The organism is Trueperaceae bacterium (assembly GCA_036381035.1).
Taxonomy (GTDB): Bacteria; Deinococcota; Deinococci; order Deinococcales; family Trueperaceae; genus DASRWD01.
On record DASVDQ010000130.1, the window covers coordinates 1 to 21,156 of the forward strand.

Here is a 21,156-nt window from a genome sequence, read left to right on the forward strand (position 1 = left end):
CGAGGACCGGCGGGCTGAAGCTCCACGCCACGTCCTCGGGCTCGCCCGTCACGGCCAGCACGACGTCGCCGCCGGCACCCCCCACGCGGGCGAGCGAAACCTCGACCGTCGCGTCGCTCCCGCGGACCAGCTGGACGACGCCCGATCCCAGCGTCAGGACGACGCTCGCCTGACCCCCGCACGCGGCCAACGGCAGCAGGACCGCGGCGAACAGGGCAGTGCGCGCCGTGCGTGAGTGCGTGGCGGGACGGGACCTGGGTCCCCTTGTCGGAGTGGTGGAGCGCATGGGGAACCCCCGCCTTCCCTAAGGAGCGGTGGTGAACGACCGCTGCGCGCTGATGGCGAAGTAGCCGTCTTCGTCGAAGCCTTGGGAGGCACCGAGCGCGTACAGCAGCACGAGGCTGAACACGTCGCCGTCCCAGTGCGCGCCGGGCTCGACGCCATCTCCCCCCGAAGCCACCACGCGCCACTGGAGGGTGTGCCCCGCAGGGAGGGTTATGCCCAGTTCGCTGGTGTCGGGGATCGTCACCGTGGTGGCCGTGGTGGTCAAGGCGGCCCTATAGACGCCCAGCTCTTCCCACGTCCAGGTCACCGCGCCGCCCCCTGTGTTCGCGACCGTGAACTCCGTTGCCGTGGTGACGTCGGTCGCGAGGTCCGCGGGCTCCGTCAACGTCGGCAGCTCCGGGACCGTCACGGTCACGCTGCCGCCCGTGGCGCCGGCGACCCAGGCAGCCTGGTCGAATAGGTCGCCCGATGCGAAGACGTAGCCGGCGCCGGGGATGACCGGCATGACCAGAGAGAAGTCGGTCGCGCCGGTGTCGTCCCGCATCACCGTCAACGCCATGTTCGGGCCTACCTGGACTGCCGCCACCGTCAGCGAAGGCGTCTCGGGGGCGACGACGGTCAGCTCCACTTCCTCGGTGTCCAGGGCGCTGCCGAGGTCGATCGGTTCCGACAGGTTCACGGTCTCACCATCGGTCAGCTCCACCTCGACGCTCCCGTAGCCGGGGTAGCCGACTACCTCGCCGCCCGGGTCGGTCTCGATCTCGAGCGCGTGCAGGCGTACGGTGCGTTCGGGCTTACCTTGCCAGGAGACGCTGAACGAGAAGCTCGAGTTGCCCGGGGTGATCTCCAGGCAATCCAAAGCGTAACCGTCCAGGCCCTCGGCGCAGACCCTTATCACCTGGTTCGCTCCGACCGGCACGGAGCCGCCGGTCACTGAGCCGTTGATCGTGGCGCTCCTCGAGGGGCTGCTGGCCGTCAGGACGAAGGAGCTGAGCTCCACCTCGCCCTCCGTCAGGCCCCGGTAGACGTGGACCTGTTGGGAGGCGGCGATCCAGGCGGTGACGTCGTAAGGCAACGACAGGCCCGCCAGCCTGAAGGAGCCGTCCTCGTCCGTGACAGTGGTGTCGCCTTGGCTGGCCAGGATGACATCGGACATCGGAGCGCCGAGGATCCCGTTCAGGCGACCCGTCACAGCGAAGCTTTCCACCTCCAGGACGAGCTGCGCCTCGGCCGCGAGCCCCGTGCCAGTGGCGGACACGGTGAGGATGTGGACCCCTTCGTCCGCGGCGGCGTCCGCGCTGAAGGTGAGCGTGCTGGTGAGGACGTCACCGGCAAGCACGGCAGGGCTGAGCGCCGCCTGCACCTCGTCCGGCAGCCCCGTGACCTCCAGCGTCACGTCCGCGCTGGCGCCGCCCAGGCGGGTGAGCGTCACCTCGACCGTGGCCTGGCCGCCGCGGATCACCTGCAGCACGTCCCCGGCCAGCGACACCGCTATGCTCGGCTGCGGACCGCCGCACGACGCCAGGAACAGCAGGCCTCCGGCGAGCGCCAGCCGCGCCGGCAGGAGCCTCGCTGGGGCACGAGTGCGAGTTCGCTCGAGTCGGCGGCTTCCTTGCATCGACCATCTCCCTTCGGACCGGCGCCGTGCTCACGGCGCCGTGGTGAACTGCCGCGAGCTGCTGCTGATGATGGTGCCGTCACCCTTGAAGCCTGGGGACGAACCGCCCAGCAGCATCGACACGAAGTTGAGCCCTTCGGCGGGCCTGTAGGCGGCCGACTCCACGGAGTCTCCCCCCGTGGCGATCACCTGCCAATCGAAGGTAGCCCCCGCGGGCAGCGGCAAGCCGAGCCAGCTCGTGTCGGGCATCGTCACGGTCGTCGAGGTGGTGAGGAGCGCCAGGCCGTAGTCGGTGGCCGTGTCGTTCCAGATCCACACCAACGGTCCGCCGCCTGGGTTGGAGACCGTGAACTCGGTGTCTGTGGTGACGCCGGTGGCCATGTTCGCGGGAGCGACCAGGGCCGGTGCGTCGGGGACGATGAGCGTCGCGCTGCCGCCCGTCAGCCCCGTCACCCAGGCCATGTCGTCGGTGCCCGTCGCCGCCAGGAAGGTGTAGGTGGCGCCGGGAAGGACGGGCATCGCGACGGCGAAGGCGGCCGTCCCGTCGTTGTTCACCATCACCGACGTCGCCAGGTTCGGTCCCAGCTGCACGGCCCCGATGGTCGCGTACAGCGCGCTCGTCGACAGGACCGTGAGCTCGACCTCGGTCGTGTCGAGCGCCGCACCGAGGTCGATCGGGTCCGCCACGCTCGGCGTGGTCCCGGCGGTGAGCTCCACGTCGTGGGTGGCGTAGCCGGGGTAGGCGACGGGGACGCCGCTGACGTCCCTCTCGATCTGCAGCAGGTGCAGGCGCACGGAGCGCGTCTCCGGCCCCCACCACTGGACGAACACCGAGAAGTCCGTCTCCGTGGGGCTCACGAAGTCGCAGCCCTGGGCCGGGCCATCGAGGCCCTCGGCGCACACCGCGACGATCTGGTTCGTGCCCACGGGTATGGCCTCGCCCGTGAGCGTGCCCGTGACGGTGGCGGAGCGCGCGACCGGCCCGACAGAGGTCAAGAAGCCGCCCAAGACCACTTCGCTCTCCCGCAGGCCCTGGTAGACGATCGCCGCCTCGTCGGTCACGCTCCACGCCGTCAGGTCGTACGGCACGGACAGGCCGCTGAGCTCGAACGCGCCATCTATGTCGGTCACCGTCGACTGGCCCTGACTGGCCACGGCGACGCCGGGCAGCGGACGGCCCTGCGAGCCCACGAGGCGCCCCTGCACGGTGAGGCTCACGACCTCGAGCTGCAGCGTCGCCTCGGCGGTGAGTCCGCCGCCGGTCGCGACGACGGTGAGAGAGTGCTCGCCCTCGTCGGCGGCCGCGGCGGCGGTCAGCGTCAGCGTGCTGGTGAGCGTGTCGCCGCTGAGCACGGCAGGGGCGAAGCTGGCCTCCACGTTCGCGGGCCGGCCGGTGACGTCTAGCGTGACGGCCCCGTCGACGCCGCCGACGCGCGTGAGGGTGACCTCGACGCTGGCCTCGTCGCCGCGGACCAGCACGACGGCGTCGGAACCGAGGCTCAGGACGATGCTCGGCTGCGGGCCGCCGCAGGCGGCCACGGCGAGGAGGGCGGCCGCCATCGCGGCGGCGCGCGCCCCTCGAACGACCGAGCCGGCACGGAGACCGGGACACGAGGATCCGCTTCTTCGGTACATGGGTCCGCCCCTTCCGGCACGAACGGCACCAGGCCTGTGTGTAGGTGCCACATATCGTTACCCCGAGCGCGGGACGGTGCCTTACGGTCCTTCACAGAGGCCAGCCGCGGCCGCGGCGACGGCGCGAGGGCGGTGCGTCGCCCGAGAAGCGAGCCGCCGCTGCCCGTGTACCGGCGCACGACGCACGGTGCGGCGCCCCCGGAGCTCTCGGAAGGCGCCGCCGCCGAACGAGCTCTCGACGTGCCTACGGGGCCGTGGTGAAGTCCCGCACATCGCTGATGGCGATGGAGCCGTCGCCGCCGAACCCGGGGGAGCCCCCGCTCCCCCACAGCGTCACCCAGCTCAAGAGGTCGTTGATCCAGTGGCTGCCGGCCTCGGCGGTCTCCCCGCCCGAGGCCACCACCTGCCATTGGACGGTATCCGCCGCGGGCAAGGGAACGCCGTACTCGCTGGTGTCGGGGATCGTGACCGAGGTGGCCATGGTCGTGAGGGAGGAGACGTAGCCGCCCCCGCCTGACCATACCCAGGTGAGCGCGCCGCCGGTGGGGTTCGAGACCGTGAACTCGGTCGCGGTGGTCACGTCGGATGCGGAGTCCGCCGGTGCCGTGAGCGTGGGCAGCTCGGGGACCGCGACGGTCACGCTGCCGCCGGTGGACGTCATGACCCAGGCGGCCCGCTCGATGTTGACGCCAGAGCCGAACAGGTACGTGGCGTTCGGCAGCACGGGCATGGTCACGGTGAGGTCTGTGGCGGCGGTGTTGTCCTCCTGTACGGCGATCGCGAGGTTGGGTCCGACCTGGACGGCGGCGACCGTCGAGGTGACCGGGACCGGGCTGTCCACCGACAGCTCCACCGTCTCCGTGTACAAGGCTTCGCCGAGGTCGATAGGCTCCGGCAGGTTCACGGTCTCGCCGTTGGTCAGCTCCAGGTCGACGGTCGCGTAGCCGGGGTAGCCGACCACCTGCCCGCCCGTATCGGTCTCGCGCTCCAGCAGGTGCAGGCGCACGGAGCGGTCGAACTGGTCGTACCAGTTCACCGTCAGATCGAAGCCCGAGGTCGTGGGGTCGACGGACGTGCACCCATCGACGATCCGGTCCATGCCCTCGGCGCAGACGACCACGACCTGGTTGGCGCCGATGGGCACGGAGCCGCCTGTCACGGAGCCCGTGACCTCGGCGCTCCTCGGCGTCGTGACGGGCAGCAGTGCGGTGCTGCTGAGCTCGATCTCGCTGGCCGTCAGGCCGCGGTAGACATGTACCTTGTCGTCGGCGGTGCTGAAAGCGGTCACGTCGTAAGGCACCGAAAGGCCCACCAGCTTGAAGGAGCCGTCGCTGCCGAGGGCCGCCTGGTCGTCCTGGCTCACCACGGTGGCTCCCGAGAGCGGAGCGCCCAACAACCCGACCATGTGGCCGGCGACCGTCAGGCTCTCCACCTCCAGGGCGAGCTGCGCCTCGGATGCGAGCCCGGCCCCGGCGGCGGTCACGGTCACGATGCTCACGTCTTCGGGCGCCGACGCGTCGGCGCTCAGGGTCAGCGTGCTCGTGAGCTCGTCGCCGCTTAGAACCGTCGGGCTGAAGGTACCCTGCACCTTCGTCGGCAACCCGCTGACCTCCAGCGTCACGTCGCCGCTCGCGTCGCCGAGGCGCGTGAGCGTCACCTCGACGGTGACCTGTCCGCCTCGGAGCACCTGCAGGGCGTCGGAGGCCAGGGACACCGCGAGGCCCGGACGCGGACCACCGCAGGCCACCAGGAGCAGGAGGCATCCAGCGACCGCGGCCGCCCGCGGCGGCAGGAACCTCGCAGGGGCAAGGGGGCCAAGTAGCCCGAGTAGACGGCGTCTACGCATCGGTGAACCCTTTCCCGCGGGCGCCGGGCCGATCATGTGAGTCCGCGTCACGGAGCTTTCTACCAAGGGCGGGGCGCCGGCGCCTACCCCTCCACGGGCCCGCGGCGAGGCTCCGGCATCCGTCTGCAAGGGCCCATACGTGGAGGCGGCACCCGTACACGAGCGGCCCGAGACGGAGGCGGCGCCGCGGGTCTCGCCCCCGGCCCGCGGCACCGCTGCCCCGTGCGGCGATAACCTCCTGGGCAACCGAACGAGGAGGTGATCGATGGCCTTCATCGCCACTGTCCCCGAGGAGCGAGCGGAAGGCGGCGTGGCGCGGATGTACCAGGCGCTCCGGGAGGGCCTGGGCTACGTGCCCAACTACGGCAGGTCGTTCAGCCACCGTCCGGCCCTGTTCAGCGCGTGGGTCGCGCTCAACTCGACGGTGAAGGGCGTCATGGACCCCAGGCGCTACGAGCTCGCCACCCTGGCGGCAGCGGTGCGGCGCCGCTCCAGCTACTGCACCATCGCCCACGGCGAGAGGCTGCTCGACCTCGGCACCAGCGAGGACGAGCTGCGCGCCCTGGCCCGCGAGCCGGAGTCCGCTCCCCTCGACGAGACCGAGAGGGCCATCTTCGACTTCGCCGCCAAGGTCGCCGAAGCCGCCCACACCGTCACGTCGGAGGACGTCGAGCGCCTCCGGTCGGTCGGTCTCACCGACGCCGAGATCTTCGACGTAGCCTCGGCCGCCGCGGCCCGACTGTTCTTCACGGCCCTGTGCGACGCCGTGGGCACCCGGCCGGACGCCGCCTTCCGCTCGCGGCTCCCCGGCCTCGTCGAGGACCTCGCCGTGGGCAGGCCCGTGGAGGAGCCGTAGTCGGAGGTGCCGGGGCGACACCCTGCAGGCCTGGGGGCGAACCCTCGCCGAGGCCGCCGCGACGACCGTCGGCAGGCTCCCTCGTGGGCCTGCCGACGGCTAGCCGGGCGCCCCTCCGGGGCCTCGCGAGGGCCTCACCTCTCGACCGTGACCCTGGCCCCCGCTAGCGGGAGGCCCGAGACCTCGGCCGCGAGCCCGGACTCGGCGCCGACGGCCGCGGCGTCCTCGATCGTGAGGCGGTAGGCGGGCCCGGCGGTGCGGCAGGAGACGAGGCAGAGGGCGAGGACGACGACCGACAGGGCCGCGAGGCGTCCGGCGCGGCGGCGGGCGACGAGGCCGAGCGGCACCAGGCCGAGGGCCGCCAGCGCGGCCCAAGGCCCGCCGAACTCGACGGCCGCGAGAGCGCTCAGGTCCACGAGCACGAGGTAGCCGCGCGAGGCGCCGGCGGGCACCGTGGCCTCCTCCGCGACGTCGAGCACCAGAGCGTTCGCGCCCTGGCCGAAGCTGCCGGTGGCCAGGGCCTCGCCGTCGGGAGCGCCGTCGCCGTCGGCGTCGGCGTACAGGTGCACCCCGACGATGCCCGCCGCGCCGCGCTCCACGGTGTAGCTGATGCTCAGCGTGCGGATCGCCACGGCCTCGCCGTCGCCCGCGGAGGCCACGAGCCTGAGGGCGGTGACGCCGTCGTCTCCGGGACGCGCGGAGCGGCTGGCAGCCGCGGAAGGGTGCGCTGCCAGGCTCAGCGTCGGGGCCTCGTCCGGCGCCGCGGCCGAGACCTCCGTCGTGACCGTGTCGCTGTCGTTGCCGGGCACGCCGTCGTCGGTGTCGCTGGCGACCGTCGCCGTGTTCACCAGCTCGCCCTCGGCGTCGGGCGCGGTGACCTCGAGGGTGAATGCCGCCGTCGCGCCCGCCGCCAGGCTCGCGAGCTCGCACGTCACGGTGCCGCCGGACGCGGCGCAGCCGCTCGGCACGCCGGTCAGCGTGACCCCGGCGGGCAGCGCGTCGCTGACGACGACGTTCGCGGCCGAGTCGGGCCCAGTGTTCGTGACGGCGAGGGCGTAGGAGAACGCGGCCCCGGGCTGGACGAGCTGCGGACCGTCCTTCGACATGGCCAGGTCGGCGCCGGGCGGGGGCGGCTCCTCGGTGACCGTAGTGGTGACGCCCGAGGCGTCGTTGGCTGGGTACGGGTCGAGCGAGTCTCCGAGGTCGACGATGCTCGCCTCGTTCCTGATCACAGCGGCCGCGGCGGGGGCGGCGACCACCACCTGGTACTGGACCGTCGTGCCGAACGGCTCCATGACGCCGACGTCGCAGGTGACGGTGCCGCCCGAGACGCTGCACCCCTCGGGCACCGACACCACGCTCACGCCGGGCGGGAGCTCGTCGGTCACCCGCACGTCCTCGGCGGCGTCGGGGCCGTTGTTGTGGACGACGAGGTTGTAGGCGATCTCGGTCCCCACCTGGACCGTGGACGGGCCGAGCTTCTGGATGAAGAGGTCGGCGCTGGGCGGCGGTGGCGGGTCCACGCGGGTCGTGAAGGAGGCGTTGTTGTTGCTCAGGTCGCCGTCCGAGCCGGGTTCGCCCACGACGCTGGCGGTGCTGTACACGTGCCCCGTCTGCGCCGGCGCCGTGAGGACGACGCTCACCTGCCGCGACTGGCCCGCGCCCAGGCCGGGAACCGGGCAGTTCACGATGCTCGACACGCGGCTGCAGCCGGTCGTGGCCGACACGAACGCGGCGTTCGCCGGCAGGGCGTACGAGACGCGCGCCGTGGCGTCGGCGGCCTGGGGACCGGCGTTGTGCGCCGTCAGCACGTACTCGATGCTCCCGCCCGTCTCGACCCCGGTGGGGCCCGTCATCGTCAGCGACAGGTCGGCGGTGTGCGCGCCGACCACGAGCGTGGTCGCCTGGGCCGTGTCGTCGCTCGGCTCGGGGTCCTCCGAGTCGCCGGTCACCGCGACCTCGGCGATGACCACGCCCAGCGTCGACGGGGCGGTGGCCGTGACCAGGCGGCTCACCTCGTCGCCGGGGTCGAGGTCACCCACGCCGCAGGTCGCCGTGCCGCTGCTGGCGCCGCAGCCGCCCGGCATGCTGAGGACGGGCCCGGAGCCGGCAGGGAGTGCGAGGGTGAACTCGACGCCGTCGGCCGGTCCGGGGCCGTTGTTGCGCACCGTGACCTCGAGCTCGAGCGTGCCGCCCGCCGGGACCGGGTTCGGCCCCAGCGCCAGCGACACCTCCAGGTTCGCGTCGGCGTTCGTCCCTGCGGGCCCCTCGTAGGCGCCGACGTCGCACTCCACGAGGCCGTTGCCGTCCCCGTCCAGGCCCCGTGGGAAGCCGCGCTGGTCGGTGTCGGGGCAGTCGCCGGTCGCCGGGAGCGGGCCGGCGTCGACGGCCGGGCTGCCGGGCAGCAGGGCGTGCGTCTTCGTCTGGCCGCCGTAGTTCGCCAGCGGGGCCAGCAGCGGGTCGATGGGTTCGTCGGCGTTCCCCCTCAGGTCGTCCGCGGAGAAGCCCGTGCAGTCGCCTGCGTCGCCTATCAGGTTGTGGCCCCGCGAGTCGAAGGCGCCGTAGCAGTCCGGGTCGCCCGGCGCCTCGTTGCCCGCGACGATGCTGTTCTGGATCCTCACCGTGGAGGCCGGCGCCAGGTTGGCTATCCCTCCCGTCGGCAAGTAGGTGAAGCCGGACGAGCCGATCGCTACGTTCCCCGTGACGGTCACGCTGTCGAGGAGCGTCGGGCCGGCCCCCTGTTGCACCGACACCCCGCCCCCGGCTATCGTCCGGTTCCCGCTGATCGTGACGTTGAGGGCGTCGAGGCTGCCCGACGTGAAGATGCCGCCGCCGACACGTGCTGGCGGGACGTCCACCAGGTCGCTCTCGTTGTCGCTCACGGTCACGCGCCTCAGGGTCAGTGAGCCCTCGTTGTAGATGCCGGCACCCGGCCCCTCGGTCCTGTTCCCCTCGACGGCCGCGTCGACGAGGGTGAGCGAGCCGGCCACGTACAGGCCGCCGCCCGACATGGCTTCGCCGCCGCGCAGCGTCACGCGCTCGATCCGCGCCGTGACGCCTGCGGCCACGCGGACGACGCCCCCTTCGAAGAGCGGCCACTCCACGCCGTAGGCCGGGTAGTAGAGCTCGCCCCCGTCGATCACCGTGCTGCCTGCTCCGGCGCCCTGGATCGTGACGTCCTCCAGGACGTCGATGTTGTCGGCGTCCTGGTCGACGAGGGTCAGCGGCAACGCGGTGATGCGGGTGAGCCGGTACGTGCCCGCCGGCAGGACGATCGTGTCGTTCGAGCCGAGCGTCCCGCTCACGGTGCAGCCGCCTACGCCGAGCGCGCGCTGCTCGTTCACCGTGACGACGGCCTCGCGCAGGGAGCACTCGCCGTTGGGGACGAAGTCGAGCTCGTCGGCCGTGGTCGTGACCGCGATCGTCGCGGCCCGGGCCGTCGTCGCCAGGCCGGCCAGCGCGGCGCACAGGGTCGCCAGTAGCGCCAGGGACGCTGCCCGCCGGGTGTGCGCGGGACGGCCGCCGGGTCCGTGCGCGACCGCCGGCTCGTGGCGTGCGGGACGGTGGGAGCATGCCCTCATGCGGTCCTCCTGGTCGGAGCTTCGCGAGGGGGCCGTTACGCGGGCGTCACGCGGTCCTGCTACGCCTCCAGGAACTCGACCAGCACGCGCTCGAGGAGCGGCGACGCCAGCAGGTCGTAGTGCGTGGTGCGCGGCAGCACGGCGAGGCGCGAGCGCGAGAGGCACTCGCCCCCCAAGCCGCCGTCGCGCAGACCGCCGCCCAGCAGGGCGAACATCTCGGCGGCGTGGGCCGGGGAGAGGCTGTCGCCGTCGCCCAGAGCGATCAGCACGGGCACCTTCAGCGCCCGCACCTCGTCGGTCCAGTCGTACTCGTGGCCGCCGAGCAGCCAGCCGAGCTTGTCGAGCAGCACGGGGAACTCCTCGGGGCGCGGCGCGACCTCGGCGTGGTCGCGGTAGAGGGAGCTGTCCCTCACGGACGGCCACTGGTGGGAGCCGGTGGCGCGGAAGCTGGCCATGACGTCCTGGTGCCAGCCCGCGCTGCGGAACGGCGCGCTCAGGACGGCCAGCCTCGCCACGAGGCGAGGGTGGCGGAAGGCGAGCTGCAGCGCGGTGCCGCCGCCCATCGAGTAGCCGACGACCGCTGCGGGTCCCACGTCCAGGTGGTCGAGCACGGCGGCGCAGTCGTCGGCGAAGCGCTCGTAGCTGAACGGCTCTTCCCTGTCGGCGGTGCGCCCGTGGCCCTGGAGGTCGACGAGGACCGCCCGGTGACGCCTCGTGACCGCGGGGAGCAGGCCGGAGAACTGCCGCGTGGAGCCGAAGGCGCCGTGCACCAGCAGCACCGGCGGACCGTCGCCGCGGACCTCGTAGTGGATCTCCGTGCCGGCGACGGGCAGGTGGCCGGAGAGCGCGGGCGCGGTCATGTGCGGGCCGACCCCGCTCGTGCGCCCGCGTCCGCGAGCGCGTGGATCGGGAGGGCGGGCGCGGCCATCAGCGGGCCGCCTCCGCGGCCCCGCCCGCGGCACCACCGGCGACCGGCTTGAGGAACGCCTTGACGACCTTCGACTCGACGGGCCCCTCGTTCACCAGCTCGTAGCGGCCGGCGGCGGCGGGGACCACGAAGGTCTCCGCGAAGGCGAAGACCGCCTCGCCGCCCGCCGTGCGCAGCCGCACCGGTCCGCCCTCGACGACGTTCAGCACGTGCGGGGAGCCCTCGGTGGCGACCTCGACCCGGCCCGAGAGCTCCACGCGGTGCACGTCGTAGAAGTGGTCGCGGTGGGTGGGCAGGTGCACGAGCCGCCAGCCCTCGCCCTCGCCCAGCACGCGCGGGCGCGATACGAGCTGGTCGTCCACCACGGCGCCCTGCCGGGAGAAGTCGAGGTTGTCGAAGGCGCGCTCGACGTTCAGGGGCCGCGGACGGCCGTCGAGGTCGAGGCGCAGCCAGTCGTACATCTTGAACGTGAAGATGTACGGCGTGGCGCTGATCTCCAGCACCATGTTGCCGGCGCCGGAGCAGTGGACGGTGCCGTGCGGGATCAGGTAGAGGCCGTGGCGCTCGGACGCGACGGCGCGCACGAACCTCTCGACGTCCACGGGCGTCCCCGAGCGCGCGCTCTCCTCCAGCTCCGCCCTGAACGCTGCCGGGTCTACGCCCTCCCGGAAGCCGAGGTAGACCTTCGCGCCCGGGACGCGGTCGACGATGTAGTAGGTCTCGTCCTGGGTGAACGGCTCGCCGAACCTCTCCCGGATGTACCGCGGCGACGGGTGCACCTGCACCGAGAGGTTCCCCCCGCCCATCGTGTCCAGGTAGTCGAAGCGTATGGGGAAGTCGGTGCCGAAGCGCGCGGCGTGCTCGCCCAGGACGGCCTCGGCGGCGAGGAACATCAGCGCGTCGAACGACACCTCGAGGCGCTCTTCGCCGCTCGCCAGCGTCAGTCCGGCCTCCGGCGCGATCAGCTCGAACGACCACGCGTAGTTCGGCGCCTCCGGCAGGCCCGGCACGATCTCCTTCAGCCACTGGCCGCCCCACGGGCCGGGCGTGAACCAGGGGCGGGTCCTGAGGTAGCTGCGGCTCATCCGCGTCAGGGCGGCCCTCAGGTCGTCCCCGGCGATGTAGCTGGGTTCGCGCGGTTCCTGGCCGTCGAGGAAGAGGTCGACGCGCGGGAGGAGCTCCCGCTTGTGGCGGTTCAGCAGCGGCCAGTCGACGAAGTAGAAGCGCTTGTACATCGCCTTGGCGTCCTCGGGCGCCGCGCGGCCGAGGTTCGCGACCCGGCCGGCCCGCGCCCGCTGCTGGACCGCGTCCTTGGGCAGGTCCACGTAGGCGAGGTAGGCGTCCCAGCCGGCGAGGGCCGCGCCGCAGCCGTAGAGGACCGACACGCCCTCCTCCGCCGGACGCAGCGCCGCCAGCCTCTCCGCGTCGAAGAGGTCCTCGAGGCGCCCGTCGCAACGCGTGCCGAACACCGGGTCGTCGCCGCCCAGGTAGGGGGCGACGTACGCCTCCACCTCCGCCGCCGGGCGCAGGGCGTCGCGTACGTCGAGCCAGGTCACCTCCACGCCGTCCGCGGCGAACCGCTCGCTCAGCGCCGCGCGCAGCTCGTCCCACAGCACGCCCACGTAGCCGTCGACGACGACCACCCGCCGCTCGGCGAGCAGGCGCGCGAGCGCGGCGAGGTCGCGGGAGACCTGGCCGGGCTCGAGCGGGTAGGCGGGCGCGGGGTCGAAGACGCCGGCGGGCCGGTAGGGCGGGTCGGCGTAACGCTTCATCCGCCGCCCGGGGCGTCGCCGAACGGCACCCGCACGAAGCGGGGCCGGTAGATCGTGGCGTCGAGGAACAGGTCCGCGAACGTGCGGCTGTTGACGTTGTAGCTCACGACCCAGCCGCGCTCGTCGGCGAGCTGCGGGTGGGCGTGGGCGTTGTAGGTGATGAGGTCGCCCTGTCCGCTCTCGGGCGTGCGGTAGAGGAGCGCGCGGTGCTCCCAGGGCCCCTCGGGGGCGCAGGAGGTGTAGGCGACGAGGTCGGGGCTGAACGAGGTGCGGGTGTCCATGGTCACGAGCACGAACCCGCCGGCGTGGGGCGTGACGCTGTACTCGTTGGCCACGCCGTGGAGCAGGCGGACGCTGGCGGCGGGGTCCGGGTTCCAGCCGACGCCGTCCCAGAACTCCCAGGGTCCCGTCAGCCCGCCGCGCGGGGCGCGGGCCAGGTGCATGTACTTGTCGTCGCCCAGGTCCTCGGTCCCGTAGACGTAGGTGTGGTCGGGCGTCTCGAGGACCGCCGCGCCCCAGCTCACGCCGCCGGCGTCGGTCACAGAGGCGATCGACTCCAGCCGCAGGTCGGGCAGCGACAGCGTGGCCAGCGCGTTGCCCCGCCACTCGAACCCGAACTGGCCGGCGCCGGAGCGGCGGAAGTGGAGGAGGAAGACCCTGAGCTTGTCGCCCTCGGGCGTGGGCTCGACGGTGCCGTCGTAGACCCAGTACCAGTCGTCCTTGGAGCCCGTGGGCGAGGGGAAGAACGACCGGGGCAGCGTCGGGTCGCCGCCGTGGAGGGTCGTGAGGCTAGCGCCGTCCTGCACGACGATCGTGTTGTTCACCAGCGGGGAGAAGCGGTCGCGTCCGCCGCGCTCGTCGACGACGCCGAGGAAGGTGTCGGAGAACAGCCAGGCCGTGCGTCCGTCGGGCAGCGGCACCGAGTAGGTGCTGTCGCCGCCGGTCCAGCCGGGTCCGCGCACGTCGAAGAGCGCGTTCAGTTCCGGCGCCGGGACGGCGCTGCCCGGCGGGGGCAGGGTCTCGGCCACGCGGCAGTCCCCCTCCTGCGCCGCGGCCGCGGCGGACAACGAGAGCAGCAAGAGCGACGTCAACCTCGACCTCATCTCGTCTCCCGGAGCGACCGCGCCCGGACGCGAGCGCCGGCGCCCCCGGGCGACCGCGCCCGGACGCGAGCGGCGGCGCCCCCGGTACCAAGTCGGCGCGGCCGAACGCCCACCCTAACCCGTCCTCTCGAGCAGGTGCACCGCCGCCCCCCGCAGCGCGGCCGCGTCCGGCGCCGCGGCCGGCACTAGCGGCGGCGCCCCGGCCTCCCGGGCGGCCGCCGCGAAGAACCGCAGGCTCTCGCTCACCTTGCCGCCGAGCACGACGACCTCGGGTCTGAAGGCTGCGAACACGGGCTCGAGCGCGTCGGCCAGCAGCGCACCGAACCGCGCGAACGCCTCGAGGGCCGCCGGATCGCCCGCCGCGGCGCGGAGCCCGACGTCGCGGGCGCTCTCGACCTCGGGCGCGGCCCCGACGTCGCCTGGCGGGACGTCCGCCGGGCCCCCGACGTCGCCGGGCGGGACGACCGTGAGGCCTCCGAGCTCGCCGGACCGGAAGCCCGCCGGGTCCTCGACCCGGCCACGCGCTCCCTGGCCGCGCTCCGCCGCCACCTCCCGCCACAGGCGCAGCACGCCGCGGGCCGAGAGCAGCTCGTCGAGGGTGCTCTCCCCGTGACGCATGACGTAGACGAAGCCGCCCTCAGGGACGCCGGGCCCGCTGGTGACGAGCCTCCCGTCGACGGCGAAGGCGGAGCCGCAGCCCGTACCGAGGGTGAGGAACATGGCCTTGGGCGCTCCCCGCGCCGCCCCGAAGCGCAGCTCGCCGAGCGCGAACGCCCGCGCGTCGTTCAGCCAGCGCCACGGCAGGCCGGCGAGGGACGGGGCGCGCCTCACGACCTCGGCGGCGAGGTCGAGCCCGTAGACGGACTCGAACTTGCCCAGGCCGCGCATCAGGGGCACGCCCCGCGCGTAGTCGGTGGGGCCCGGCATCGACACGCCCACGCCGCGCACGTCGTGTCCGGCGGCCGCGGGCAGGAGCCCCTCCAGGGACGACGCCAGGGACGCGACGATCCGTCCCGCCGGACCGGCGCTGTCGAGCTCTTTCCGGAAGGGCCCCGCGATCAGCTCGCCACCGGAGAGCACGACGCCGCTCTTCACGCTGCTGCCCCCCACGTCGAGGCACAGCACGGCGGGCTCTCCCCCGCCGGTCGCTCCGCCGGACGGCCCACCGCCGCCCCGAGCCGCGAGCGCGCGCGCCGCGTCCGCCATGGTCAGGCCGCGCCGCTCTCCAGGGCGTGGTCCTCGCCCCTCAGCAGCAGGTTCTTGAGGCCCAGGCGCAGGGGCAGGTCGCGTCCGGCGACCTCGACCTCGCCCCCGAGGGCGGGTCGCACGCCGGCGAGCGACTCGACGACCAGCTGGGCGTACCTCCCGCCCGGCAGCAGGACGGGCTTCTCGATGTGCGGGAACTCCATCGGCGCCTTCGCCGCCACGCCGCCCACGGTGGGGCTGCCCGCGTCCCCGTGCGTGTACGCCTGGCCGAACGGACCCTGGCGGGTGACGTCGGCGAGGCCCGGGGCGCCGTCGGTTCCGACCCACTCGAGCGCCTCGCGCACGTGACCGGTCTGCAGCAGCGCCTCGAGGGAGTACGCCGGCCAGGTCGTGTAGGCGCCCTCGTCCTGGTGGTCGGTGCGGGAGCTGGAGGCGGCGTCCGGGTCCAGCGGCGAGAGGGCGTGCATCCACGTCCGCGTCTTGAGCTCGCGCAGGAAGAACGCCACCATCTCCTCGACCTGCTCAGGGGAGAGCGCGTCGGGCATGCACTGCAGCACCGTGAAGAAGTCTAAGCAGTGCCGCACAGGCACGAGCTCGCCATCGGGCTGCCGGCACCCGAAGTACCCCTCGCCCGGCAGGTAGAGCTCGAGGACGGCCGAGGCCAGCGCGCCCGCCGTGCCCTCGAGCTCCCCCGCCTCCTCGTCGCGCCCGGCGAGCCGCAGCATCGCGGCCACGGTGCGCCCGTTCCAGACGTTCGCGGCGTTGAACGAGGCGACCTTGTGCGTGTAGCTGCTGACGCACTCGAGGAGGTTCGCCGCGGTGCCGTAGTCGGCGAGGCCGTCGTCGCCGGCCAGGCGGCGGTAGTAGCGCGCGTGCTCCACGAGCACGTCGAGGACGCTCCTGCCCCTCACGGCCTCGTGGAGGAACGCGAGGTCGCCGGTGTAGCGCACGTACTGCCAGGCCATGTGCACGGCCGCGTGGTCGTTGACGGCGTACCAGGTGCCCACGGGACCGCCGCTCCTGAGGTCGATCGCGCAGCCCCGGTGCAGGTCGGCTTCGAGGAAGGCCAGCAGCATGCGCCTCATCACGGCGGGGTCGAGCAGGCTCAGGACCCCGGCGACCATCATCGTGTCCCACGGGAAGACCCAGGTGTGGGGGAACGTGCCCAGCGACGACGGGAAGCCGGTGACGTAGGTCTCGGCGGGACCGCCCCACGCGGGCGTGCGCTTGCAGTAGAGGAGGTTCAGCGCGCCCACGTGGTAGAGGCGCCGCACCGGCTCCTCGTCGCACTCCAGCACCGGCAGGTGCCCGGAGAAGCGACCCGGGCTGGCGCCGAAGGCGGCGCGCCACTCCTCCTCCCACGCGTCCCTCGTCCTCTCGACCAGCACCGGGGCCTCGCGCAGGCAGCGCCGGGCCAGAGCGGTCGCCTCCGCGGCGTCCGCGCCCAGGGCGTGGGCCCACGCCAGGTCGGCGGAGCCGCCCGGCTCGAGCTCGAGCCGCAAGTGCAGCGCGACCCAGCGGGAGCCGGGGTCCAGGCGCCCGTCCAAGCGCGCGGCGGCGAGCGCCTCCCGCCACCTGGGGTCGTCGGGAGCGGGGTCGGTCAGGACGTGCTCCTGGGGCGCGAACGGGTCGCCCACCGCCTCGAAGGCGCTGACCCAGCCGCTCGCCTGCCTGTCGAAGCCGGCGACGCCGGCGAGCGGGACGCTGAGCGCCACCGCCGACGCGGCCGCCGACTCGCGGTCCTCGAGCAGGAGCGTCTCCCCCTCCAGCCGTACCCGCGCCCTCACGGGGTCGCGCGGGGGCCACGAGGTGTCCCAGCTCGCCGCGGTGTCCGCCGCCACCAGCGCGAAGAGGTCGAGCGACGCCCGCTCGCCGCCCGGGTTGCTCACGTTCAAGAGGTTCACCGCCGCCGCGCCGAACGTGGGGATCACGGTCGTGACGTGCAGGCGCAGACCCCGCCACTCCTGGCCGCGCTCGACGCGGCTCGGGTACCAGCGGTAGGTGACCTCGCCGGCGGACGAGAGGTCCTCGAGGGGCCCGCCGCCCAGGCCGGCGAAGAGACGCCCGTGCTCGCTCGCGGCGTAGAGGTCCGGCGTGCTGAGGCCTGCGTACGAGAACACGCCGCGCCCGGCGACGAGGCCGGCCCACTGGTTCGTGAGCGCGGGCGGCGCCCAGTCGGGGTCGCGCGGGTCGGTCGTGATGGGGTCGCCGGCCAGGGACTCGGCCGAGGGCAGGAGGTCGAGGGCGCCGGGGTCGAAGGCGGCGCGTCGCAGGCGCCGTGTCGTGGTGCTACGCGGCAAGGCTCCTCCAGTCGTTCAGCGGTTGAGCCCGGACAGCGCCATGCCCTGCACGAAGTAGCGCTGCAGCAGGAAGAACAGGGCGATCACGGGGACCATCACGATGAGCGACGCCGCCATCAGGAGGTCCCACTCGGTGCCCGTCTGCTGCTGGAAGGCGCGCAGTCCGATGGGCAGCGTGAAGTTCTCGGGGCTGTGCAGGTAGATCACGGGGCCCATGAAGTCGTTCCACGTCCACAGGAACGCGAAGATCGCCGCCGTGGCGATCACCGGCTTCGACTGCGGCAGGATGATCTGCCAGAAGATCCGCCACTCCGAGGCGCCGTCGATGCGCGCGGCGTCGTTGTACTCCCGCGGGATCGTGCGGTAGTACTGCCTGAACAGGAAGACGTTGAAGGCGCCGCCGCCGAAGAAGCTCGGCACGATCAGCGGCAGCAGCGTGTCCACCCAGCCCAGCCAGGTGAAGATCACGAACTGCGGGATCATCGTCACCTGGGCGGGGATCATCAGCGTGGCGAGGACGAGGAAGAAGACGACCTCGCGCCCCGGCCAGCGCAGCCTGGCGAACCCGTACGCCACGATCGAGGCCGAGAACACCTGCCCGAAGACGGCCAGGATCGTCACGATCGTCGAGTTCAGGAAGTAGCGCCAGAACGGGAAGTACTGGATGGCCTCGACGAAGTTGCGCCACTGCGGCGGCTTCGGGATCCACTGGGGCGGGTAGGCGAAGAGCTGCGTGTCCGGCTTGAGCGCCGTCGTCAGCATCCAGACCAGCGGGAGCAGGAACGCCAGCGAGCCGAGCCCGAGCAGGACGTAGACGGTGACGGCGTAGGCGGTCTTGGCGGCCTTGAGCGAACGCACGGGCTAGCTCTCCTCGTAGTAGACGAGCCGCCGCGAGACGGCGATCTGGAACAGGCTGACACCGACGATGATGACGAACAGGACCCAGGCCATCGCCGACGCGTAGCCCATGCGCAGGCCCTCGAACGCCGTCTGGAACAGGTAGAAGACGTAGAACAGCGTCGAGTGCACGGGCCCGCCGTCGGTCATGACGTAGGCCTGGGTGAACACCTGGAACGAGCCGATCGTGAGCGTGACGAAGTTGAAGAACAGGGTCGGCGAGAGCATCGGCAGGGTCACGTAGCGGAACTGCGCCAGGGCCGTGGCGCCGTCGACGCGCGCGGCCTCGTAGAGCTGCGGCGGGATGTTCTGGAGGCCGGCGAGGTTGATGACCATCACGCCGCCCATGCCCCACAGGCTCATGATCACCATCGCGGGCTTCGACCACGCCGGCGAGAACAGCCACAGCGGCCCCTCGATGCCCAGGTAACCGAGGGCCAGGTTGATGAGCCCGTAGTCGGGATTGAAGATCCACAGCCACAGCAGGGCCACGCCCACACCCGAGAGCACTGAGGGCAGGAAGAAGATCGTGCGGAAGACCCGCATGCCCCTGAGCTTGGAGTTGAGCAGCATGGCGACCGCGAGGCTGATCGCCATCATCAGGGGGACCGAGAGGAACGTGTAGTAGGCGGTGTTGTAGAGCGCCTTCCAGAACAGCGGGTCGGTCGTCAGCGCGCGGTAGTTGGCGAGGCCGATCCACCTGGGGGGCTGGAAGACGTTGTAGCTGGAGAAGCTGTAGTAGATCGACAGCCCGATGGGCAGGGCCGAGAAGATCACGAAGCCCAGCACCCACGGCGAGATGAAGAGCCACGCCGTGAACATCTCGCGGCGGGCGAGGGGGCTCAGGCGGGGTCGGCGCGAAGTGCGGGCGGGCCCGCCGCTCGCTCGGCGGGCCCCGATGGCTTCAGTGGGTCTCGCGATACCGCCTGACCTCGTTCTCGTACGACCGCTGCGCGTCGTCGAGCGCCTGCTGCGGCGTCTTGGTGCCGAGCAGCGCGGCGTCGACCTCGGGCTGCAGGGCGGTGTCGTACCAGGTGGGGGCCTCGAGCGAGAAGGCGCGGAACTGCGAGGTCGCCATCTGCTCTACGAACACCTGCCAGTTCGGGTCGGCCATCAGCTCGTCCGCTTGGGCGGCGGCCATGTTCCCCACCATCGAGAAGTTCAGCTGCGCGTACGCCGCCTGCACCTCGTCGGACATCAGGTACTCGACGAGCCGGTAGGCCGCCTCGGGGGCCTCGGTCGAGGAGCTGATCTCCAGGGAGAAGCCGTTGCTCCAGCTCGCCGGCGTGCCGTTGTGCGGCAGGGGCGCCACCCCGTAGTCGAGGTCCGGCGCGTACTGCGCGATCTGGCCGGGGAACGTGTTGTTCTGGATGATCATCGCGACCTTGCCGGAGATGAACGGGTCGCTGGCGCCCGAACCGAAGGTGGCCGCGAACGAGGTCATCTCCCTGCTGCCGTAGGCGTTCTGCCTGTCGACCATCCACTGCAGCGCCTCGACGGCGGCGGGCGTGTTCAGCTCGAGCGTGCCGTCCTCGGCCAGGAAGTCCTCGCCGTTGAGCATGGCGTAGAGCGGGAAGTAGGTGTTGCCGAGCGTGGGGCCGAAGCCGAGCTGCTGGATGCGGCCGTTCTCGACGACGGTGAGCGCGTCGGCGTACTCGACGAGCTCGTCCCACGTCTGAGGCGGGTCCTCCGGGTCGAGGCCCGCGGCGCGGAACAGGTCCTTGTTGTAGTAGAGGACGCGCACGTCGGTCTCCATGGGCAGCGCCCAGACGTGGCCGTCCCAGGTGACGGCGGCGCGCGTCGCCGGCCAGTAGGCGTCGAGGCCCGACTCGCCCAGCAGGTCGTCCAGCGGCAGGATCACGCCCGACTCGGCGCGGCTGGGCACGTTGCCCAGGTCGTTCATCGCGACGTCTGGCCCGATGCCGCCCGCCGTGGCGGTGGTGAGGCGCGTCCAGTAGTCGAAGAAGTTCGTCCCCAGGTGGGTGACGTGGACGTCGGGGTTGGCGTCGTTGAAGTCCTGGATCACCTGGTCGATGAACTCGGCGGCGGGGCCGGCGTCGAAGATGTGCCAGAACGTGATCTCGGTCTGGGCGGCGGCGCTCGCCGCGCACGTGGTGACGAGGAGCGCGACCAGCAGGGCTCGCGCCTTACGGATGGCGATTCGCATGCGTCTCTCCTACTCCGTGCCGGGGCTTGCGGACTCGCGAATCTTATCAGAGGCCGTTCCCTCCGCGTCCGCCCGCGAGGCTGGCGGGGTGGCGCTCCAGGACGGCAGGCCGCGCCGCCTCAGCCAGTGGCGGCCGGCCTCGCGCAGCTGCAACCGCACCTGGAACCCGTCGAGGCCGTGCACGTGCAGCGCGACCGCGTCCGGCTCCAGCCTGAGCCGCGCCCAGGCGCCGGCGGGGCGCGGTGCGGTGGTGGCGAGCTCGCTCACCGACTGCACGGTGAGGAACGGGACGCCGTCGACGACGTTGACGCTGTTCCAGTGCACGTGGCCGGCCACCGCCACCTTGACGTGGTCGTTGGCCAGCAGCAGCGGGAGCAGCCGCTCGGCGTCGCGGTAGACGGCACCGCCGGCGTGGTCGCCCTCGAAGTAGTAGTTGCCGAGCATGCTTCCGGCGTGGAAGGGGACGTGCGTGAAGAGGGCGGCGGGACCGTCGAGCTCGTCGAGGGCGCGGACGAGCCACGCCACGTCGTCCTCCGGCACCAGGCAGCCGTCGCGCCGGTACAGCGGCGGCGGGCTCCACAGCAGCAGGGTCCAGCCGGCCCGCCGCAGGACCGTGTGGCCCACGGGGCCGCCCAGCACCCGGGCGTTCTCCTCCTGGCTCAGCAGCTTCACGTCGTGGTTGCCCAGCAGGTGGTGGCGCTCCTTGGTCGAGAGCGCGAACGCGGACGCGACCTCCTCCAGGTGGCGGAGGTCCTGCTCTGGGCCGACGTCGTTGATCCGGTCGCCGAGGTCGAGGAGCAGCGTCGCCGGCTCGCGCTCGAGCCGCCGGAGCACCGACGTCAGCCCGTCGAGCGCCGGCGGAGCGTCCCTCGCCACCCGGGAAGGTCCGTGGTGCACGTCGGTGAGGAGGAGCAGCTCGAGGGCTTCGGCCATGTCCTGCGCGGCGGGACCAGCGGTCCCGC

The 21,156-nt window shown here is 72.6% G+C and carries 15 protein-coding genes; 1 reads left to right on the forward strand and 14 read right to left on the reverse strand.

Translation table 11 applies throughout. The annotated features are described in order from the left end of the window. The 4 genes from VF202_14395 to VF202_14410 form a co-directional block, all read right to left on the reverse strand. A partial coding sequence (locus VF202_14395) for a hypothetical protein (protein HEX7041303.1) occupies positions 1-286 on the reverse strand: 286 nt, incomplete at its 3' end. An 18-nt stretch (positions 287-304) separates the two neighbouring features. Next, a complete protein-coding gene (locus VF202_14400) occupies positions 305-1,774 on the reverse strand; it encodes a hypothetical protein (GenBank protein ID HEX7041304.1) in 1,470 nt (489 codons plus the stop codon). A 159-nt stretch (positions 1,775-1,933) separates the two neighbouring features. Then, entirely contained in the window at positions 1,934-3,463 is a 1,530-nt protein-coding gene (locus VF202_14405; protein ID HEX7041305.1) for a hypothetical protein, read from the reverse strand. A 319-nt stretch (positions 3,464-3,782) separates the two neighbouring features. After that, the gene (locus VF202_14410) at positions 3,783-5,285 is read right to left on the reverse strand and encodes a hypothetical protein (GenBank protein HEX7041306.1); all 1,503 of its coding nucleotides are present in this window, start codon (positions 5,283-5,285) and stop codon (positions 3,783-3,785) included. A gap of 364 nt (positions 5,286-5,649) precedes the next feature. Here VF202_14410 and VF202_14415 point away from each other — a divergent pair, with 364 nt between their 5' ends. Then, positions 5,650-6,240 (forward strand): peroxidase-related enzyme, encoded by a 591-nt coding sequence (locus VF202_14415; GenBank protein HEX7041307.1) that lies wholly within the window; start codon positions 5,650-5,652, stop codon positions 6,238-6,240. A 134-nt stretch (positions 6,241-6,374) separates the two neighbouring features. Here VF202_14415 and VF202_14420 read toward each other — a convergent pair whose 3' ends face one another. The 10 genes from VF202_14420 to VF202_14465 form a co-directional block, all read right to left on the reverse strand. Next, entirely contained in the window at positions 6,375-9,821 is a 3,447-nt protein-coding gene (locus VF202_14420; protein HEX7041308.1) for a choice-of-anchor Q domain-containing protein, read from the reverse strand. Between the two features lie 59 nt (positions 9,822-9,880). Continuing rightward, positions 9,881-10,681, reverse strand: coding sequence for an alpha/beta hydrolase (locus VF202_14425; protein ID HEX7041309.1), 801 nt, complete (start codon positions 10,679-10,681; stop codon positions 9,881-9,883). Positions 10,682-10,748: 67 nt separating this feature from the next. Further along, the gene (locus VF202_14430) at positions 10,749-12,521 is read right to left on the reverse strand and encodes a class I mannose-6-phosphate isomerase (GenBank protein HEX7041310.1); all 1,773 of its coding nucleotides are present in this window, start codon (positions 12,519-12,521) and stop codon (positions 10,749-10,751) included. Further along, positions 12,518-13,612, reverse strand: coding sequence for a hypothetical protein (locus VF202_14435; protein ID HEX7041311.1), 1,095 nt, complete (start codon positions 13,610-13,612; stop codon positions 12,518-12,520). Before VF202_14435 ends, VF202_14430 begins: the two co-directional genes overlap by 4 nt. 126 nt (positions 13,613-13,738) lie before the next feature. Next, positions 13,739-14,749, reverse strand: coding sequence for an ROK family protein (locus VF202_14440; GenBank protein HEX7041312.1), 1,011 nt, complete (start codon positions 14,747-14,749; stop codon positions 13,739-13,741). Between the two features lie 83 nt (positions 14,750-14,832). Beyond that, the gene (locus VF202_14445; GenBank protein HEX7041313.1) at positions 14,833-17,130 is read right to left on the reverse strand and encodes a hypothetical protein; all 2,298 of its coding nucleotides are present in this window, start codon (positions 17,128-17,130) and stop codon (positions 14,833-14,835) included. Positions 17,131-17,145: 15 nt separating this feature from the next. Continuing rightward, complete coding sequence (locus VF202_14450; GenBank protein ID HEX7041314.1) at positions 17,146-17,988, reverse strand: carbohydrate ABC transporter permease; 843 nt, start codon at positions 17,986-17,988, stop codon at positions 17,146-17,148. A 3-nt stretch (positions 17,989-17,991) separates the two neighbouring features. Then, positions 17,992-18,849 carry a sugar ABC transporter permease gene (locus tag VF202_14455; GenBank protein ID HEX7041315.1) on the reverse strand — a complete coding sequence of 286 codons (858 nt, stop codon included), beginning with the start codon at positions 18,847-18,849 and terminating at the stop codon, positions 17,992-17,994. Between the two features lie 82 nt (positions 18,850-18,931). Next, complete coding sequence (locus VF202_14460) at positions 18,932-20,194, reverse strand: ABC transporter substrate-binding protein (protein HEX7041316.1); 1,263 nt, start codon at positions 20,192-20,194, stop codon at positions 18,932-18,934. A 9-nt stretch (positions 20,195-20,203) separates the two neighbouring features. Continuing rightward, positions 20,204-21,127: a metallophosphoesterase gene (locus VF202_14465; GenBank protein ID HEX7041317.1), complete on the reverse strand. Its 924-nt coding sequence runs from the start codon at positions 21,125-21,127 to the stop codon at positions 20,204-20,206. Positions 21,128-21,156 lie beyond the last annotated feature (29 nt).

Coding starts and splice junctions, on each gene's coding strand:
- VF202_14405 (HEX7041305.1), bottom strand. CDS start 3,463: ATGGCGGCCGCCCTCCTCGCCGTGGCCGCCTGCGGCGGCCCGCAGCCG.
- VF202_14415 (HEX7041307.1), top strand. CDS start 5,650: ATGGCCTTCATCGCCACTGTCCCCGAGGAGCGAGCGGAAGGCGGCGTG.
- VF202_14420 (HEX7041308.1), bottom strand. CDS start 9,821: ATGAGGGCATGCTCCCACCGTCCCGCACGCCACGAGCCGGCGGTCGCG.
- VF202_14425 (HEX7041309.1), bottom strand. CDS start 10,681: ATGACCGCGCCCGCGCTCTCCGGCCACCTGCCCGTCGCCGGCACGGAG.
- VF202_14430 (HEX7041310.1), bottom strand. CDS start 12,521: ATGAAGCGTTACGCCGACCCGCCCTACCGGCCCGCCGGCGTCTTCGAC.
- VF202_14455 (HEX7041315.1), bottom strand. CDS start 18,849: ATGTTCACGGCGTGGCTCTTCATCTCGCCGTGGGTGCTGGGCTTCGTG.
- VF202_14460 (HEX7041316.1), bottom strand. CDS start 20,194: ATGCGAATCGCCATCCGTAAGGCGCGAGCCCTGCTGGTCGCGCTCCTC.
- VF202_14465 (HEX7041317.1), bottom strand. CDS start 21,127: ATGGCCGAAGCCCTCGAGCTGCTCCTCCTCACCGACGTGCACCACGGA.